Origin of the sequence: Lentzea albidocapillata subsp. violacea (assembly GCF_900100275.1) — a bacterium.
Classification (GTDB): Bacteria; Actinomycetota; Actinomycetes; order Mycobacteriales; family Pseudonocardiaceae; genus Lentzea; species Lentzea violacea.
The window spans coordinates 47,889-66,720 of the sequence record NZ_FNET01000022.1 but is presented as its reverse complement, the minus strand read 5'-3'; the positions used below and the strand labels follow the sequence as shown (position 1 = coordinate 66,720).

At 68.7% G+C, this 18,832-nt stretch carries 11 protein-coding genes; 5 read left to right on the top strand and 6 right to left on the bottom strand.

What is annotated here, in order from left to right:
• Positions 1–34: 34 nt before the first annotated feature.
• The 3 genes from BLR21_RS42870 to BLR21_RS33805 form a co-directional block, all read right to left on the bottom strand.
• Entirely contained in the window at positions 35–2,434 is a 2,400-nt protein-coding gene (locus BLR21_RS42870; protein WP_176929920.1) for a hypothetical protein, read from the bottom strand.
• Between the two features lie 119 nt (positions 2,435–2,553).
• The gene (locus BLR21_RS33810) at positions 2,554–3,231 is read right to left on the bottom strand and encodes a hypothetical protein (RefSeq protein WP_090012652.1); all 678 of its coding nucleotides are present in this window, start codon (positions 3,229–3,231) and stop codon (positions 2,554–2,556) included.
• On the bottom strand, positions 3,228–3,596 hold the full coding sequence (locus BLR21_RS33805; RefSeq protein WP_030478886.1) for a YchJ family protein: 369 nt from the start codon (positions 3,594–3,596) through the stop codon (positions 3,228–3,230). The genes BLR21_RS33810 and BLR21_RS33805 overlap by 4 nt, the downstream gene beginning before the upstream one ends.
• 95 nt (positions 3,597–3,691) lie before the next feature.
• Between BLR21_RS33805 and BLR21_RS33800 the strand changes: the two genes are divergently transcribed.
• Entirely contained in the window at positions 3,692–4,243 is a 552-nt protein-coding gene (locus BLR21_RS33800) for a DivIVA domain-containing protein (protein WP_090012649.1), read from the top strand.
• Positions 4,244–4,367: 124 nt separating this feature from the next.
• Here BLR21_RS33800 and BLR21_RS33795 read toward each other — a convergent pair whose 3' ends face one another.
• The 3 genes from BLR21_RS33795 to BLR21_RS33785 form a co-directional block, all read right to left on the bottom strand.
• Complete coding sequence (locus tag BLR21_RS33795) at positions 4,368–8,135, bottom strand: DNA gyrase subunit A (RefSeq protein WP_090012647.1); 3,768 nt, start codon at positions 8,133–8,135, stop codon at positions 4,368–4,370.
• 31 nt (positions 8,136–8,166) lie between these two features.
• A complete protein-coding gene (locus BLR21_RS33790) occupies positions 8,167–11,673 on the bottom strand; it encodes an ATP-binding protein (RefSeq protein ID WP_090012644.1) in 3,507 nt (1,168 codons plus the stop codon).
• Between the two features lie 76 nt (positions 11,674–11,749).
• On the bottom strand, positions 11,750–13,057 hold the full coding sequence (locus BLR21_RS33785; protein ID WP_090012808.1) for a hypothetical protein: 1,308 nt from the start codon (positions 13,055–13,057) through the stop codon (positions 11,750–11,752).
• A gap of 200 nt (positions 13,058–13,257) precedes the next feature.
• On the opposite strand from BLR21_RS33785, the gene BLR21_RS33780 reads away from it, so the two are divergent.
• Genes BLR21_RS33780 through BLR21_RS33765 form a run of 4 tightly spaced genes read left to right on the top strand, consistent with a single transcriptional unit; the run spans position 13,258 to position 18,779 of the window.
• Positions 13,258–14,430, top strand: coding sequence for a pyridoxal phosphate-dependent aminotransferase (locus BLR21_RS33780; RefSeq protein WP_218131045.1), 1,173 nt, complete (start codon positions 13,258–13,260; stop codon positions 14,428–14,430).
• Between the two features lie 46 nt (positions 14,431–14,476).
• Positions 14,477–16,075 (top strand): DUF4331 domain-containing protein, encoded by a 1,599-nt coding sequence (locus BLR21_RS33775; protein ID WP_090012640.1) that lies wholly within the window; start codon positions 14,477–14,479, stop codon positions 16,073–16,075.
• Positions 16,072–17,373: a tetratricopeptide repeat protein gene (locus BLR21_RS33770; protein WP_090012638.1), complete on the top strand. Its 1,302-nt coding sequence runs from the start codon at positions 16,072–16,074 to the stop codon at positions 17,371–17,373. The genes BLR21_RS33775 and BLR21_RS33770 overlap by 4 nt, the downstream gene beginning before the upstream one ends.
• A complete protein-coding gene (locus BLR21_RS33765) occupies positions 17,370–18,779 on the top strand; it encodes a nickel/cobalt transporter (RefSeq protein WP_256335108.1) in 1,410 nt (469 codons plus the stop codon). The genes BLR21_RS33770 and BLR21_RS33765 overlap by 4 nt, the downstream gene beginning before the upstream one ends.
• The last annotated feature ends 53 nt before the right edge of the window (positions 18,780–18,832 follow it).

Below are 18,832 nucleotides of genomic sequence, written 5' to 3'. Positions count from 1 at the left end.
CCGACCGGCGGTTCCGCGTACCGGATGCCGAGGTTCAGGCCGTCACCTGGTGCGAGACCGGCAGCACGCGCAGGTTCGCCGCCGCCCGTTCCAGCTGGGAGAGCACGCTCGGCCGCAGTCCCGCGATCTCCTGGTCCGCGGCCGGTCCGGCGACCTCCTGCAGCAGCACCTGCTGCGGGTGGTCACCCTCGGCCTCGGCCACCGCGAGCACCCGGAAGGGCGTGCCGGGCGCGAAGACCACGCGTTCCTCGGTGGCCACGGCGACCCGGTCGGACACCTCGACCCGGCGGCCGGTGACCGACCAGATCAGGTACTCGGTGACGCCGTCGACGCGCTGGGACGGGTTCGCGATGGCGTCCAGCAGGCCGTGCTCGACCAGGACGTCACCGCTGCGGTAGCGCCTCGGCCCGGTCGGGCCGCTGACCCCCCACACCGTCGCCACGCCGCTGTGCACGGGCAGGCGGTTCAGGCCCGAGACGATGCACGCGACGTACGGGCGCAGGCGGCCCAGGCGTCCCATGCGGAGCGTCTCGACGACCATCTCCTCGTCCTGCGACACGCACGCCAGCAACGCCGTGAGGTCGGTGACCATGGCCTCGAACGCGGCCGGGTCCTCCTCCGCGTCCGGACGCTGGGAAAGCAGACGGACGACCGTCGCCGCGTGCACGCCGTAGCGCTCACCGAGAGCACGGCGGACCGTGTCGCGTTCGGCGTCGGAGCTGCTGTGGTCCTGGGCGACCGTCTCGCGCTCGCCGTTGTCCTCCGGCGGGGCCTCCCACAGGGCCAGTGGCTGCGGCGGGAGGGGGCCGTCGACGCGGAACCGCACCGGGGTGGAGTCCGGGTCGTCCGACGGGAACGCGGCCTCGTCCGGGTCGTCCGCCAGCGCGTGCGACGTCACGGTCGCCATCGCCGGACCGGCGCCCATGCTCGCGTACGCGGGCCGGTCCTGTTCGGGCTCGACCGGCGTGACGGCGGTGAAGAAGCCGGTGCCGTTGTCCGCCGGCTCACGCGTCGACAACGCGTGCGCCGCCGTGCTCGGAGCCGCGGCGTGACTGCCGGACGGGGGCGGAGGCGGCGCGATGACCTTGGAGTCGCAGAACACCAGGCGCAGGAGCTTGCGCACCTCGGGCTCCAGGCGTTCCACGAGAGCAGCGCCGTGCACCGCGACCGCACCGGGCGTCGTGCGTCCCGGCGTGCCCACGGTCAGACGAGCCCACTCCGGGTCCAACGGCAGGGTGCGCACCTCGGCGGCGTTGTACGGCTCGTCCTGCTCACGCACCCACAGGCCTGAGGGCACGACTTCGAGCACAACGCCGTCGCCGAGGGAGAACACTCCGGGCGAGACCTCGGTCAGGCCCTGCACCGGCGTCCGGTAGCCGGAAACGACGGGCACGGCCTCGTCCGGCACGCACAGCACCTCGGTGACGAACGGGCGCCACGTCTGCTGCCCGCGCGGGTCGACCGCGATCACCGCGGGTCCGCCGCCGCGCAGGTTGCCCACCGGCAGGCCGGTGAACATCGCGATCGGCTCGCCGATCTGGTCGGCGACGAGGCTGCCGATGGCGGCGTCGATGCCGTACGGGACCAGCCGCACGCGCGACCGGGCCGCCTGGGGCAGGGCCGTGAGCAGGCGGCACACCTCGTCGATCGGGATCGACGACTGGCCGGGCCCGCCGACGACGACCGTCAGCACGTTGTCGCGGCACGGCAGCGCCACGATCGGCCGCGAGTCCTGGGCGGCCGGGTCGAACGGCGGCTGCTGCGCGCGCAGCCAGAGTCCGCTCGGGATGGGCTCGGAGACGCCGATCTCGCCCGTCGGCCACGGCGAGTTCGGGTCCATCGCCTCCCACTGCGGCACCGGGAAGCGGCGGCCGTACGGCATCGGGGACGCGTTCGGCTGGAACTTCACCCAGCTGCCGTAGCCCTGCGTGCCGACGACGAACGCGGCACCGGGCACCGTGGTCAGCACGCCGTCCGGCGCCACGACCTCGGCCTGCAGCTGCTCGGCGAGCCACTGCGCGGGAGCGGTCGGCCGCATCGTCCCGGCGTGCGAGACCGCGAGCCGGATGGGCCCGCGGCCGTGCAGCGCCGTCACGACGTGCGGCCAGAAAGTGCTTTGGTCCCCGCCCGGGAAGTCGACCACGACGACGGTCCGGCCGTTGTCGGCCGGAAGCGCGCGGGCCAGGCCCGCGGCGCCCTGACTCGGGCCCTCGGGAGCGGAGACGACGAGCGTCGACCCGACGGAGTTCGCCGCGAACGGCGTCCTCTGCGGTACCTGCTCCGGCTGCGGTACCGCTGCCGGGGGCTGCTCGACGGGGTACAGATCCAGGTCCTGGTCGGTGCTCGTGATGGTCTGAACTCCGAAACTGTTCTGGCCAGAACTCTGCTGGGTCTGTGGTTGCTGGTCGCCATGGGCGGCGGCACGTCGGCCCATCAAGCGCCTGATCACCTCCGTGCCATCCCGGTCACTCGCCCTTTCGGCTTAATCGGGCAACGGTCGTGCACGCTATCAAGACGCGCCGCACTTCCGTCACCCAGTCGGGTTATTTGATCTCATCCGATCGATACCCACACGGCCCGTGCTCGTCCGCACACTCCGTGAGGTCCGATGATGGCGGACGCCGAGTAGGCCTTGCGTCCGTCCTTTCCAAGCTCCCACGCCAGGAGCACGTGGTCCACGCCCAGTTCGACCGGCCGCTCCACCTGGGCGACGAAGGTGCCGAGCACGAACGCCGGACCCCCGTCCGGTGCGACTGGCTGCGCGGACGGGCAGTCGAGCGCGGCCCAGACGATCTCCGGGAGCACGCCGGCCCCGTCGTTCGGCAGGAGGTCCGTCGGCGTCCACACGCCGGCCCACTCACCGCGGCCGTCGAGCGGGCCGAGCAGCGCGGCGATGCCGTCCTCGCGGCCGGGACCGCAGCCGAAGCACGTCGGGAACGGGTGCCTGTCCCGCCACGGCACCTTCGCGGAGGCCTTCAGCGCCTCCTCGATCGTCGGCGCGGCGGGCACCTCCAGGTCGAGCGTGGCGGGCTCGGCCGAGGCGATCACGACGTCCCCGTCGAGCAACTGCCCGTCCCTGACCTGCATCTCCCGGTCCAGCGGCACCGGCTTGCGCAACCGGACGCTCACCGCCCGGGCATCAACGTGCGCGGCGAGCAGACCGGCCGAGTAGCCGCCGTTGCCCATGCCGGGAGGCCCGTTGAACCTGCTCGCGACCGTCACCGTGCTCATTCCAGGCCCTCCGCGTACACCCACTGGCCGTTCTCCCTGATGAACCTGCTCCGCTCGTGCACGACACCGCCGACGTAGTGCGCCCGGAACTCCACCACACCTTCGGCCTGGAGCAAACCGCCGTTCTCGGTCGACAGGATTTCGAGCTTCAACCAGCGGTCGGTCGAGTCGATCCCGGCACTCGAGGGACGGTGCCTCGCCGCCCACGTGCGCAGCAGGTAGTCCTCATCGGACACGGCGAAAGCGCTGTAGCGAGAACGCATCAGCTGCTCGGCGGTGGCCGCCTTGCGGGCCCCGGAGTGCAGCGCACCGCAACAGTCCACATAGGACTGACCGGTACCGCAGGGGCACAGTTTGTTGTTCACGTCCACATTGTGCCTGGTGAACCCGTTAGAACCGATGCCGCGCCCCGTACGTACCCCTTGTCAGGACTGACTCGCGGGAGGCAGAGGAGACGGCAGTGAGTGTCGACAGCAGGACTGAGCTCGTACCGCTGCGCACGTGGTTCGGGCTCCGATGGCGCGGTTACGACCGCGACGAGGTGGACGACTACGTCGCCGAGCTGGAAGCCGAGCTTCGCCTGGTCACAGCCGACCGGGACGCCTCGGAGGCCCGCGCGGAGGCCCTGGCCGCGAGACTGGTCACGGTCCAGGAGGAGAACGCCGCCCTGCAGGACGGCCTGCACCGCATCTGCCTGACCCCGATCGACCTGAAGGGCCTGCCCGAACGGCTCGCCCGGATGGTCGCCCTGGCCGAGGAGGAACGCCGGGAGGTCATCAGGGATGCCCAGCTCAAAGCGTTGATGATCGTGGGCGAGGCCGAACAACGAGCCCGCCGGCTCGACGAGGAGGAGGCCGAGAAGCGCGACGGGATCCGCGAGGACTTCCGGCTCGCGATGTCGGCCCGCCGGGCCGAGGCGATGCGGGCCCTGGCCGAACTGCGCAACGTCGCCCGTGACGAGGCGGACCGCATCGTGGCGGAGGCGAAGATCCAGAGCCTGCATATCGAGTAGGTCCACCGTGACGTCCACCGGACGCGGCGGACAGGTGCGGGCCATGGCGGAATGCTCTGCGCCGCACCGGATCAGCCTGACGCCGGCGAGGAGGAGCTGCTCCTCCTCGCCGACGCCGGGCGCGCTAGTCCCGTTCGATCAGGTGACCGATGATGTCCGGACCGGGGTGCGCGTGGCCGGAGCCGTCGCGACGCGGGTCGATGGCCGGCAACTCCACCGGCGTGCCCTTGTCGTCCGCACCTGCCGGCCTGCTGCCGATCCACGCCAGCACCAGGTGCGTCTCGCCCTTCAGGAAGCGCTGCGAGCGCACACCACCCGTCGCGCGGCCCTTGGCCGGATACTCGCTGAACGGCGTCACCTTGACGCTCTGGCCGGACGAGGTGACGACCATCGGCTCGCCGTGTTCGTCGTCGTCCGTGCGGATCGCACCGAAGTACACCACGTACGCGTCACCACTCAGGTTGATGCCCGCCATGCCGCCGCCCTTGAGGCCCTGTGGCCGCACGAGTTTCGCGTCGTAGCGCAGGAGTGACGAGTCGGAGCTGACGAACGCGAGGGTCTCGCTGCCGTCGGTGAGCCAGGTGCAGCCGACGATCTCGTCGCCGTCCTTGAGCGAGATGACCTCGAACTCGTCCGAGCGGACCGGCCACTCCGGGGCGCAGATCTTCACGGTGCCCAGCTTCGTGCCCAGCGCCATGCCCGGCGAGTCCTTCGGGTCGAGCGGTGCGATGCCGACGACCTTCTCGCCCTTGTCGAGCGGCACCAACTCGGACGCGGCCATGCCACCGCGCAGCGAGACCGTGCCGCTTTGTTCTGGCAGCACGGGTAGTGGGAGCACGTCCGTCTTGAACGCGCGGCCCAGGTTCGTGATGAGGACGACCTGGCCTCGCGCCGTGGAGTGCACCACGGCCAGCACCGCGTCGTGCTTCACACGGCCGGCCCGGCGCTTGCCCTCGGAGGCCTCCTCCGACTCGGCCGCGGTGCGCGCGACGAGACCGGCGGCGCTCAGGATGACCTGGCACGGGTCGTCCGTGACCTCCAGCGGACCGGCGGGCTTGGACGCCGCCAGCACCTCCTTGAGGTCGCCGTCGATGAGGCTGGTCCGGCGCTCGCCGCCCAGTTCCTTGGCCACGGCGGCGAGTTCGCTCGAGACGAGCTTCCTGAGGACGCCCTCGTCGTCCAGGATCGCGCTCAGTTCGGCGATCTCCTGGCGGAGCTTCTCCTGCTCGCTCTCGAGTTCGAGCTTGTCGTAACGGGTGAGGCGGCGCAGCGGCGTGTCGAGGATGTAAGTGGCCTGGACGTCGGACAGCTTGAACTGCTTCATCAGGCCGTCCTTGGCGGCCGCCGCGTTCTCGCTGCCCCGGATCAGCTTGATGACCTTGTCGATGTCGAGCAACGCGAGCAGGAGGCCCTCGACGAGGTGCAGGCGTTCCTCGCGCTTGCGGCGGCGGAACTTCGTGCGCCGCGTGACGACCTCGTAGCGGTGCTGGAGGAAGACCTCCAGCAGTTCCTTGAGCCCCAGCGTCTGCGGCTGACCACCGACGAGCACCAGGTTGTTGATGCCGAACGACTGCTCCATCGGCGTCAGCCGGTAGAGGTCGGCGAGCAGCGCCTGCGGGTTGACGCCGACCTTGCACTCGATGACGAGACGGATGCCGTTCTCGCGGTCGGTCAGGTCCTTGACGTCCGCGATGCCCGTGAGGCGCTTGGACTTGTTGACCTCGTCGGTGATCTTCTCGACGATCCGCTCCGAGCCCACGCCGTACGGGAGCTCGGTGACCGTGATGGCCTGACGGCCGCGGCTGCCTTCCAGCGGGCCGATCTCGACCTTGGCGCGCATGCGGACGACACCGCGGCCCGTCTCGTAGGCCTTCCGGACCTCGTCGAGGCCGAGCAGGATGCCGCCGGTCGGCAGGTCGGGCCCCGGCACGAACTCCATGAGCTTGTCGAGGCTCGCGTCCGGGTGCGTGATCAGCCACCGCGCCGCGCCCACGATCTCGCGGAGGTTGTGCGGGATCATGTTCGTGGCCATGCCGACCGCGATGCCGGACGTGCCGTTGACCAGCAGGTTCGGGAACGCCGCCGGCAGCACGACCGGCTCCTGCAGCGAGCCGTCGTAGTTGGGGCGGAAGTCGACCGTGTCCTCGTTCAGCTCGCCGACCAGCTGCATGGCGACCGAAGACATGCGTGCTTCGGTGTTGTGGTTGACAAACCCGCCCGCAAGGAACGAGTGATCTTCCGAAACGACCCGGACCGAGAAAACCTCGGCCGGTTCGGCTGCCTCGACCGTCGTCACCGGCTCGAACCGATAACCAGAGTCCATGATCGGCAGAATCGTGGCGAGGATCTCCGGGTCCTTGATCCGGTCGATGATCCTCAGCCGCTCGGTCTCCCAGCGCTCGATCCGGTCGAAGTTGTGCTGAGTCAGCCACTTGCGACCACTGCCGCGGCGGTCGAAGTCCAGCGCGTTCCGCACGTAGTCAGCGACGAACGGCACGGAGTCCTGGCTGAGCCGGTGCGGCCGTAGAGGCGAATGCGCGAGCAGGTCCTTCAGCTTCGCCTGCTTGGTCTTGAGAAAACCAACTCGCTCGGCGAATGCCGTGACATTGCGCAGCCCGGAGACAACCAGTCGGTGCTCCACCGCACCGCTGGCACGGGTGTAGCGGCGATGTGTGGCGATGACGCCGAACTCCGCGAGCATCTCCTGCATCTCCGCAGTCAACCGCTCGCTGTACGACGAGTACTGAACCGTGAAGCCGTCCTTCGCGACCCGGCAGCCGCCGTCGCCTTCGAACGCCGCCATCAGGAACGCACGCTTGACGCCCCAGCCACCGCGCCAGACACACTCCGGCACGAACTTCTCCCGCGCCTGATGACCGATGAGTTCCGCCAAGGGGCTCGCCCGGAAGGCATCCATGCCACCCGAGCTCTCCTGCACGTCGAGCTCCCAAATACGCTTCCGGTCTCGTCGCGTCTCTCGGTCTCTGACATAGCGCCGGCCGCCCACCACCTGGTCGTAGGCGTGCAGGACCTCGCGGAAGAAGTGCTCGTCCGTGTTGTTGAACCCGGCCCGCGTATCGGACGCGTACCCCTCTGACACCCAGGCCCCTGCGAGCACGCCGAGGACGTACTCCTGCGCGGTGGGAACGACCTGCGACCAGGCGTTGCGAGCCACAGCAACGACCGCGCCGGGCTTGAGCTCGTCCAGACGCCGCCACTGGAACAACGGCACGCCCATCGGCGCTTCCAGGCAGAGCACGAGGTGGTTTTCGCTACCGCGAACCGAAAAACCCGACTTCGTGGTCACCCGGAGCGTCGGGTGCACACCTGAGTTGAAGACCTTGTCGACCTGGACCGCCTTGCCGTCCTTGTCGAGCACCTCGAAGTCGGCATCCGCTTCGGAGTCAGCGGGCAGGTCGACCAGGTCGCCGATGCGCACGCTGGATCCGTCAGCGAGCCGGATTCGCGTGTCCGACACCATGCAGTATCGGCTCGCGGCCGGTCCATCGTCTGGACTACCGAAATTTCCATGCCCATCGATCAACGGCTCGTTGAGCGAGAAGTCCTGAGTGAGACGGACAAGGGCGTCGTAGATCGCCGTGTCACCGTGCGGGTGGTACCGGCCCATGGTGTCGCCGACGACGCGCGCCGACTTCACATACGCGTGCGTCGGCCGATACCCGGACTCGTGCATCGAGTAGAGGATGCGGCGGTGCACCGGCTTGAGGCCGTCCCGCGCATCGGGAAGAGCGCGCGAGTGGATGACCGAATACGCGTACTCCAGGTAGGAGTCCTCGATCTCGGTCTGCAGCGAGTTGTCGAGAACCGTCGCACCGGCCCGGTCGAACGCGGCGGGGTCGACCTTGGTCGTGGGTCCCTTGCGGCGTGCCATGACTTCGTAACTCCGTCTGTCCGTAGAAGGCTTAGAGGTCGATGGCCGACTGGTCGACCCTGGCGGCGGACTCGACGAGCCAGTTGCGGCGCGGCTCGACCTTCTCGCCCATCAGCAGTTCCAGCGCGTTCTCCGCGGCATCGACATCATCCATGGTGATCCGGCGGACGCTGCGGGTCATGGGGTTCATCGTGGTCTCCCACAACTCGTCCGCGTCCATCTCGCCGAGACCCTTGAACCGCATCACCGGCGAGACGATCTGCTTGCCGGCCTTCTCCAGCGACGCGATCTTCCGTTCCATCTGGCGCTGGGTGAAGGTGAAGTGCGTTTCGGCGTTCCGGCCGCGCGTCACGACCTTGTGCAACGGGGGCATGGCCGCGTAGAGGCGGCCGTCCTCGATCACGGGGCGCATGTACTTGGCGAACAACGTGATCAGCAGCGTGCGGATGTGGCTGCCGTCGACGTCCGCGTCGGCCATCAGGATCACGCGGCCGTACCGCATCTGCGAGATTTCGAACGTGCGGCCGGTGCCCGCGCCCAGGACCTGGACGATGGAGGCGATCTCGGCGTTGCGCAACGTGTCGGCGAGCGAGGCCTTCTGGACGTTGAGAATCTTGCCGCGCAAGGGAAGCAGCGCCTGATACTCGGAGACGCGCGCCATGCGGGCACTGTTGTGGACGAACACACCGGCTTCGAGTGCGAAGTTGTGGTAGCCGTCGACGGTCAGGTCGTAGACGTCTTCCCGCTCCGGCAACGCCTCGACGGACGCGACCGAGTGGTTCACCATCGACGCCGCCTCACGCAACCGCGCGAAGTCGTCGTCGTAGTGCGCCAGCACCTTCAGGAACTTCAGGCCGGTCTTCGCGTTCTTCTTGCGGTCGAGCTCGTAGGACAACGCCAGTTCGAAGTTCGACGGCGTGTCCAGCATCGGCGCCATTCGCTTCAGTGCGGCGAGCCGACGGCCTTCGACCTGCTTGGCGACGCGCTCAGCGCGTGGAGTCGATTCCACGTACCGGCGGCGGCCCTTCTGGATCTTCTCCAGGTGGCCGGTGGAAGCGTCGGCCATCCGCTGCTTCATCCGAGCCGAGTGCTCGCGGCCGAACTCCGGGTTGTCCTCGTGCCACGAGAGGACCGCGTCACGCTGACGCTGACGCTCCGCAGGGTCCGCGAACTGGTCGATCGTGGTGCGGGAACGCCAGGCGAGCAGCTCCTCGTCCTGCCACTGCGCCAGGGACCGCTCGCTCCACTCCTCGCGTTTGCCGGGCTGCGTGAAGAACGCGCGCACCCGCTCTGCTGCGGCCGCGCGGTGCTCGGGCTTGGCCCAGTACTCGGCCTGCAGCGCACGCAGGCGCTCGGCGTAAGCCGTCTTCTCGGTCTCGCTCAGCGCCGAGTACCAGTCGAGGAAGCCCTGCTCGATGCGAGCGCGGAAATCCGGGTCCTGGTTGCGTTCAGCGAGCCGGGCGAGGCAGGAGGCGCGGAAATCGGGGTTCTTCCACTGCTCGGACAGCATCGCGGACTTGAACTCGGTGCCGCCCGCTGCGAGCCATGCGCGGTAGCCCTCGTGCACGTGCTCGCCCATCATCGCGGCGTGCAGTGCTGAGTGGTCTTCCCACGTCATGCGCTTGAGGTTGCGCGGGTCGTTGTTCCGCTTGTTGACGTCGACGTGGTGCCGGACGGTGCCGTCCTCGGTGCTGTCGAAGCCATGGCGCAGGTTGTACGCGTCGGCCAGGTAATGGGTGTACACCCATTCCTGCCGGTCGTTCATCCAGATCCGCTCATAGCCGTCGAGGTTGTGACCCTCCGCCTTCGAGGACACCGACCGATACAGCGGCATCAGCGAGTCGCCGGCCTGCAGTGCGTCCGCACGGCGGTAGGAACCGTCACGCAGCCGGAACAGGTGGTCTGGCGTGCATCGCACGGACTCGCCGTTGTCCAGGGTGACGCGGACGAGCGGCGCGTCCTTCTTGGTCAGCCGGGGCTCGACCAGCGGCACGACTACGACGCGGCCGGCCTTGTTGGTCGCATATCCGAAGTGCGTCACACCGCGCTGCCAGTCCTCGACCAGTTCCAGGAACGACAACGACTTGCCGGACGCCAGCGCGACCTGTGTCTCACCGACAAAACAGCCGAGAGCGGAGTCGCCTTCCACGAGAAAAAGTTCGCTACGCGAAACACCTGTGGTGCGGCAGTCGACCAGCTTGGCCGGCATCGCCGCGCCCTCAAGGGCCGTCTTGCGCCGCGCCGCGTCCTTCTGCTGCTTCTGGGTCAGCCGGACGCGCGAGGCGTCGACGACCTTCTGCAGCACGGTCTTGGCTTCGAGCTTGGTCTTGCGGTCCTCGGTCCACGCGCGGATCTGCTGGTCGACGATGCCCTGCAGCACCTTGGTGATGCCGGCGGTGGAGAGCTCGTCCTTGGTCTGCGAGGTGAACTGCGGTTCGGGGATGCGGACGTGGATGACGGCCGTCATGCCTTCGAGCACGTCGTCCAGGGTCGGCATCTCCTCCTTCGGCTTCAGCAGGCCGCGGGTCTTGGAGATGGCGTCCTGCACCGACTTCACCACGGCGCGGTCGAAGCCGCGGCGGTGGGTGCCGCCGTGCACGTTGCGGATCGTGTTGGTGAAGCATTCGACGATGCGCTCGTAGCCGGTGCCCCAGCGCAGCGCCACCTCGATCTCGGCCTGACGCTCCACTTTGGACCGCATCACGCCGTTCTCGTCGGCGGCGTTCTCGAAGTAGGTGCCGGTGCCGGTGATCACCAGCGTGCCGGAGACCGCGCGGTCGCCGGAGGGGGCGAGGAAGTCGACCATGTCGGTCAGGCCGTGCGGGTAGTGGAAGACCTCTTCGGAGATGGTGTCTTCCAGCGCGGACCGCAGGACGTAGGTGACGCCCGGCACGAGGAACGCCGTGTTGCGCAGCTTCTGGCGGACGGTGTCCACGTCGAGCGCGGCGCCGTTCTCGAAGTAGCGGGCGTCGTACCAGTAGCGGGTCGAGGTGCCGGTCGACTCGTTGCGCTTCATCTTGCCGACGATGTTCAGCCCGGTCTGGCGGGTGAACTTCGCCTTGGGGCCGGGGCCGTCGAAGACGCCGGGGACGCCGTGGGCGAACGACATCTCGTGGACCTTGCCGTCGCGCCGCACCGTGACGTCGTAGCGGTGGGAGAGGGCGTTGACGGCGGAGGCGCCGACGCCGTGCAGGCCGCCGGAGGTCTTGTAGCCGGAGCCGCCGAACTTGCCGCCGGCGTGCAGCTTCGTGAGCACCAGTTCCACACCGGACAGACCGGACTTCGCGTGGACGTCGGTCGGGATGCCGCGGCCGTCGTCGTCGACCTGGACGCTGCCGTCGGCGTGCAGGGTCACCACGACCTTCGTCGCGTGGCCCGCGACGCCCTCGTCGGTGGAGTTGTCGATGATCTCGCTGAAGAGGTGGTTGATGCCCCGGCTGTCGGTCGACCCGATGTACATGCCTGGCCGTTTGCGTACGGCCTCCAGACCTTCCAGATGGGTGAGGTCGTCGGCCCCGTACAGGGTCTCTGCGGTCACGGGTATTGCTCCCTGATTGTGTGCGGACTGCCAGCAGGGTATCCGCACCCTCTGACAATTCTTCGCAGGACGCCCGTCACGGTCGCGGAAACCGTCCTGGGTGGTGCGTCACAAAGCCCGGCGCCACGGTCTCCTCGCGGGGTGGAGTCGTGGTCCAGTCCTGGAGTACCCGCATCTCAGGGCCGTACTGCCCGGCCAGCGCGTTCACGTCGGCGTGCTGCCAGCGGCCGGTCGAGATGCGGTCTTCCAGGACACGCAGAGCGACGAGTTCTTCTGCCGCCGTGTGCATGCAGTGCCCGGCGCGGTTGACGAAGAGTTGTCGTACGTCACGTCCCCGGTAGGCGCCGGAGTGCTCGACGGCGGTGGGGTCGCCGAGCGCGTGCAGTGTCACGACGGGTGACCGGGGGCGGCTGGCGGGATCGCCGAAGGACCGAAGCCAGTGGACCGCGGAGGCGTCCGCGGGCACCCGTGGAGCGGCCGCCAGCGAAGCCAGGTCGTCCTGCAGGGCCACGCCGGCCTCCCGGTAGGCCGCCAGCACCAGTTCCCGCTGGGAGGAGCGCTCCAGCAACTGCCGGTAGTCCACACCCGTGTTCCAGCTCGGGTTGCCGCCGGCGCGCGCCTCGATGTCGGCGCGGCCGCTGCCCCACGCGAGCGAGCGGGCGAGCGTTCGGTCGTGAACGGCTGCCTGCGTCACCGCCTCCACCACTTCCACCGGACGGGGTTCGTGCACCCGTGACCAGGCCGGGATACCCGCTACGGCGTTGGCCAACGCCAGCCGGGCGCGTCCGGTCGCGGAACCCAGCGCGGAGTCGACGGCCGCGACCGCCCGCGTCTCGTTCACCGCGACGTCGGAGATCCGCACGACTTCCAGCGACGGTTCCAGCAGGGTCCGGACCACGAACCCCAGGTCGAGCAGCTGGTTGGACCGTTCGACGGCCCCTCCGAGTGCCCCGCACATAGCGAGCACCCCGTCGAACCGGCCGCGTTCCCCCAGCAGCACGGAGGTCAGCCCGCCCAGCGACGATCCCCAGGCGATCACCCGCCGTGGAGGTCCCACGGCACCCGAGAACCACGACACGAGCGCGGGTTGGTCGCGCAGCGCGTCGGGCACCGAATGGCCGTGCGGAACGCGGTATCGGGAGGCCGCGAGAGCGTAGCCACGCTCCAGCAGTTCGGCACGCGCGGCGGGCCGGGAGGCCATCTCGATCGGCGGCGTGTACCCGGCGGGGTACGTGCCGTGGCTGTAGAGCAGAAGCGTTCCGTTCCAACGAGATGGCACCTCGACCCGGTATTCGGCGCCCTCGATCTGTCCGGTGTGGACAGTCGGCGAACCGGTCTCCACCGGCATCAGCAACGACACCGCGAGCAGCAACTTCCCGAGCATCACGACCCCCTCCGACGATCACGTGAGAAACAGCCTCCCGGGAACCGGCCGGACCGGCGTCCGCCGAGCCGAGGATCCGGAGTACGCGAGGTTGCGTACGAGACCGTTCCGAGACCTTCCCGAAACGGACCCGTGAACCGGGATGAACATCGGCACGTATGCCCCGGTGTCGGAAGCGGATCGAAGGACGGAGTGGTCGCGTGCGGCATGGTGTGGACTCGGGTCTGTTCCAGCAGACCGCGCACAGCCCGTCCTACTTCGAGCTGTCGCGGACGGGTGCGGGTGAGCTCGTCGACTTCTGCATCCCGTGCAATCCGTACTTTCCGACGCCGGAGATGTTCGAGGAGCTGTCCAAGAACCTGGAGTCGGTGCTCAAGTTCTACCCGAGCGACTCCGGCAAGATCGCGGAGCAGCTCTCCAAGGTGCTGGCGCTGAACCCGGCGACGCTCGCGATGTCGAACGGCTCGACCGAGCTGATCACGTGGATGGACCACCTGTGGATCCACGAGAGCATCGCCATCCCGATCCCCACCTTCGGGCGCTGGACCGACCAGCCGATGGAGAGCAACAAGCGCGTCGACATGTTCCTGCTCCAGGAGAGCAACAGCTTCGAGCTCGACATCGACGAGTACATCAAGTTCATCCGCACTCGCGGCAGCAGGGTCGCGGTCATCTGCAACCCGAACAATCCCGACGGCGGCTACCTGCCGCGCCGGGAGATCATCCGGTTCATGGACGAGCTGTCCGACCTCGACCTGATCGTGATCGACGAGTCGTTCATCGACTTCGTCGAGGTCGAGCGCAATCCGTCGGTCGCGGCCGAGGCGTCCATCCGGCCCAACGTGGTGGTGCTGAAGAGCCTCGGCAAGAACTTCGGCCTGCACGGCATCCGGTTCGGCTACCTGGTCGCGAACCCGGGACTGGCCGGGAAGATGCGCCGGACGCTGCCCAAGTGGAACCTGAACTCCCTCGCGGAGACCGTCGTGTTCATGCTGGCCGAGCACGAGGGCGAGTACGCCGAGAGCCTGCGGCTGCTGAGCCGCGACCGCTACCGCATGGGCATGGAGCTGTCGCGCATCCCCGACCTGACCGTCTACTCGTCGCAGGCGAACTTCCTGTTCGTGAAGCTCGGCGGAGGCATGGACGGCCGCGAACTGCGCGACCACCTGCTGGCCAAGCACCAGGTCTTCATCCGTGAATGCGGCAACAAGCTCGGTATGACCAGCAAGTTCGCCCGGCTCGTCGTGCGGCCCGAACAGGACGTGGAACGACTCGTCGAGGGCATTCGCGACTTCACCCAGGCGAGGTGGACGAGCCACGCCGTGCACGCAAGCCACTCCAGCGAACCGTCGCTGCTCATGCACAGCGCCTGATCGCAGACAGCACCCCCAGAACTCATCTCCGAAAGGTTGCCCACAGATGTCATCACCGCACGCCCTCAGCGGTCGGCGCGGCCAGGTGGCTGCGGCCGCGCTGGTGGCCGCCACACTGCTGAACGCGGCCATGTTCGGCGGTACCAACGCCACGGCGTCGTCTCACCGCGAGGCTCCGCTCATCGCGGGTGACCCGGCCGTGGACAACACGGACCTGTACGCGTTCGTGAGTCCCGACCACAAGGACACCGTGACGCTGGTCGGCAACTGGTCCGGGTTCCAGGAACCCAACGGTGGCCCCAACTTCTTCCCGTGGGCCGAGGACGCGCAGTACGACTTCAACGTCGACAGCGACGGCGACGCCAAACCCGACGTCACCCTGCGGTTCACCTTCCAGGACGACGACCGGCGCAAGAACAACACGTTCCTGTACGCCAACGGTGTCGTGGACTCGCTCGACGACGAGAACCTGCTGTTCCGGCAGCGCTACAACCTCGAGGCGATCTACCAGAACGGCCAGAAGGTCAAGCTGGTCAGCAACGCCCCGGTCGCGCCGTCCCCGAACGGCCCGGCGTCGATGCCGGACTTCAAGAAGCTGCGCGACCAGGCGATCACGCAGATCGCCGGTGGCGGCAAGGTCTACGTGGGCCCGTCCGAGGACGCGTTCTTCGCCGACCTGCGCGTGTTCGACCTGCTCTACGGCGGCAACCTGAGCGAGGTCGGCCAGGACACGCTGCGCGGCTACAACGTCAACACCATCGCGATCCAGCTGCCCAAGCAGGCGCTGGCGTTGCGCAACGACGCCCACCGCAACCCGAACATCGGCATCTGGAGCACCACGCAGCGCCGCACCCTGAAGCTCTCGCCCGGCAAGGCGGAGGCGGTCGGCGACTTCGTGCAGGTCTCCCGCCTGGGCAACCCGCTGGTGAACGAGGTCGTGGCCCCCGCGGGTCTGAAGGACGCGTTCAACGGCCTGCGCCCCGACCAGGACGCCGGCGTGAAGGAGCTCGTCGACCGGGTCGTGAACCCGGAGCTGCCGAAACTGATCGAGGCGATCTACAAGATCCCGGCGCCACAGGGTCAGCGCGACGACCTGGCGGAGATCTTCCTGACCGGCATCACCAAGAAGCTCGGCGCGCAGATCAACGCCGACCTGAACTCGCAGGTCAACAACGCGGACGTGGACGCGCGGCGGTTCCGCCCGTCCGAGATGCTGCGGCTGAACATGATGATCGAGCCGAACGCCAACCCGAACCGCCTGGGCCTGCTCGCGGGTGACACGCAGGGCTTCCCGAACGGCCGTCGGCTGACCGACGACGTGGTGGACATCGCCGTCCAGGCGATGGAGGGTGCGGCGGCGTCCGGCAAGCTCGTCGACGCACTGGCCACGGGTGACAAGGTCGACGCGAACGACCAGCCGTTCGAGGCGAACTTCCCGTACGTGGGCCTGCCCCGCAACGGCACCGCCGTCAACGCCTCGGGCACCACGGCCGAGGTCGCGGTCAACCCGGTCGGCCGGATCGGCAACATCGACCCGATGGCCATGACCACGGCGGTCGGTTCCGCGCTCGTGTTCGGCGCCGGCTTCCTGTTGTGGCGCAAGCGCCAGCAGCACATCCGCAAGTACGGGTCGCACTCGAAGTGAAGTACCAGCAACGGCAGGCCGTCGCGGTGGTTCTCCTGGTCACCGCGGCGCTTGCCTACCTCGCCGCCTCCGGTCCTGCCGACAGCAGGGCCGGGGGCGCGCCCCTTGAGCCCGTCGTTCCCGCCGTGGCGCAGCAGAACCAGATGCACAAGGTCGTGCACCAGCTGCAACAACGGCTGCACGAGCTTCCGCAGGACAAGGACTCCTGGGCGCGGCTCGGTTCGTCCTATGTGGAACTGGCGAGGGTGACGGCCGACCCTGCCTACTATGCGAAGGCCGAAGGCGCACTGAAGAACGCGGGCGACACGGGTCCTGCCGCCATCGGCATGGGCACGCTGGCCAACGCCCGCCACGACTTCCACACGGCCCGTGACTGGGCCCTGAAGGCTGTTGCCGCACTGCCCGCCTCCGCGGAGGCGTACGGCGTGCTGGCGGACGCGTTGACGCAGCTCGGCGACGACGCGGGCGCGCAGGACGCGGTGCAGAAGATGCTGGACCTCAAACCGAACACGGCGTCGTTCGCCCGCGCTTCCTTCCACTTCGAACTCCACGGTGACGTCGAGGCCGCCCGCGAAGCGATGCAGCGTGCGCTGAAGTCCTCCACGACACCCGAGGAGATCGCGTTCTGCCGTTACCGGCTGGGCGAACTCGCGTTCGACCACAACCGGCTGGATGTTGCCGCCGAGCACTACGAGCAGGGACTCGCGGCGAGAGGAGACGACATGACTCTCACTCAGGGCATGGCCAAGGTCGCGGCGGCACGGGGCGACGTCCCGGTGGCGCTGGAGTCGTACCGCAGGCTCGTGGCGCGCGCTCCCCTGCCCCAGTACCTGCAGGAGTACGCGGAACTGCTGGAAGCCGGCGGGAAGACCGCGGAGGCCGCCCAGCAGTACGCCGTGCTTTCCGAGCAGCAACGACTGATGGAGTCGCAGGGTGCTTCCGACGATCTGGCCGCGGCCCTCGTCGCCGCCGACCGCGGTGATGGCATGCAGGCGCTGCGCCGTGCGGAAAGCGAGTGGAGCCGCCGGCAGAGCGTCTTCGTCGCCGACGCCATGGCGTGGGCCCTGCACGTCAACGGAAGGGACGCGGAGGCGTTGAGCTACTCCGACCGCGCGGTGGCGCTGGGCTGGCAGAACGCCACGTTCTCCTACCACCGCGGCATGATCCTGGCCGCGCTCGGCCGGGTCGCCGAAGCCCAGGAGGCACTGGTGCAGGCACTCAGGCTGAACGCGAACTTCTCCCCGCTGCAGGCCCTGAAGGCGGGTCGCAAGCTCGCGGAGCTTCGAGGCGGCCGGTGAGCCTGTCCAGCTGGGTGGTGCGGCCCGTCCTGGTGGCGGCGTTGCTGCTCGCCGGCATCTTCTTCGTCAACGGCGAGGCGTCCGCCCACCCGCTGGGCAACTTCAGCGTCAACCACTACCACGGGCTGCACCTGCACCCGGACCGGATCGACCTGCGGTCCGTGGTCGACGTGGCGGAGATCCCGACGCTGCAGGAGAACCTGAAGACCCGCGACGCGCGGCAGTGGTGCGACGAGGTCTCCCGCACCGACCGCTCCACTGTGGACGGTCGCCGGATCACCTGGACGCTCTCCAGCTCCACCAAGGAACACCCGGTCGGCCAGGCCGACCTCCTCACCACCCGGCTGGTCTGCGAGTTCACCGCCAAGGTGGATCTCGACCGGCCGGCCAGGCTCGAGTTCCGCGACGAGTCGAACACCGACCGGGTCGGCTGGCGCGAGATCACCGCCGCCGGCAGCGGCATCCGGCTCACCGGCTCGAAGGTGCCGACCGAGAGCATCAGCGACGAGCTGCGGACGTACCCGGAGGACCTGCTCAGCAGTCCGATGGACGTCCGTTCGGTCGTGTTCAGCGCCGAACCGGGCAGCGGGTCCGAGCCGAAGGTCGCCACCGGCTCCCCCGTCCAGTCGTTGAGCGTCACGGCGGCCAGGCTCAACGACATCCTGGGCAGCGACGACCTCACGCCGTGGCTCGGGTTCTTGGCGTTGTTGCTGTCGTTGGTACTCGGCGCCTCGCACGCCGCGTTGCCCGGTCACGGCAAGACGCTCATCGCCGCCTACCTGGCCGGACGACAGGGCACGCCGAAGGACGCGTTCATCGTCGGTGCGTCGGTCACGGCCACGCACACCGGTGGCGTGCTGGTCCTCGGGTTGATCATCAGCGCCTCCAGCGCGCTGGCCGGGGAACAGGTGCTGCGCTGGCTCGGGCTGGTCAGCGGTGTGCTGATCGCGATGATCGGCGTGATGCTGCTGCGCTCGGCCCTGTCGACGACCCGCGAACCCGCGCTGGCCGGAGTCACGACGGGACATGGACACGGACACGACCACGGGCAGGGGCACGGGCACGGGCCGGGGCACGGGCACGGGCACGGCCACGGCTACAGCCGCGCGAGCCTCGTCGGCATGGGCGCGGCCAACGGCCTGGTCCCCTCGCCGTCTGCGCTGGTGGTGCTGCTCGGCGCGATGGCCCTGGGCCGCACCTGGTTCGGCGTCCTGCTGGTCCTGGGCTACGGCATCGGCATGGCCGGCACGCTCACCGCGGTCGGGCTGCTGCTCGTGAAGGCGCGCGATCGCGTCGAAAGAATCCTGGACGGCCGAGCCACCCGCCTGCTGTCGCATTACGCACCCGTCGGCACGGCCGCGACGGTCATCGTCGTCGGCGCCTGGCTGACATTGCAGGCCGTCTAATTACACCAATGTAAGTCGAAGGGCCCGGATTCATCTGAATCCGGGCCCTTCGT

Excerpts from the sequence above, each read along its gene's own strand:
- BLR21_RS42870 (WP_176929920.1), bottom strand. The coding sequence starts at position 2,434 with ATGGGCCGACGTGCCGCCGCCCATGGCGACCAGCAACCACAGACCCAG.
- BLR21_RS33810 (WP_090012652.1), bottom strand. The coding sequence starts at position 3,231 with ATGAGCACGGTGACGGTCGCGAGCAGGTTCAACGGGCCTCCCGGCATG.
- BLR21_RS33795 (WP_090012647.1), bottom strand. The coding sequence starts at position 8,135 with ATGGCACGCCGCAAGGGACCCACGACCAAGGTCGACCCCGCCGCGTTC.
- BLR21_RS33785 (WP_090012808.1), bottom strand. The coding sequence starts at position 13,057 with ATGCTCGGGAAGTTGCTGCTCGCGGTGTCGTTGCTGATGCCGGTGGAG.
- BLR21_RS33775 (WP_090012640.1), top strand. The coding sequence starts at position 14,477 with ATGTCATCACCGCACGCCCTCAGCGGTCGGCGCGGCCAGGTGGCTGCG.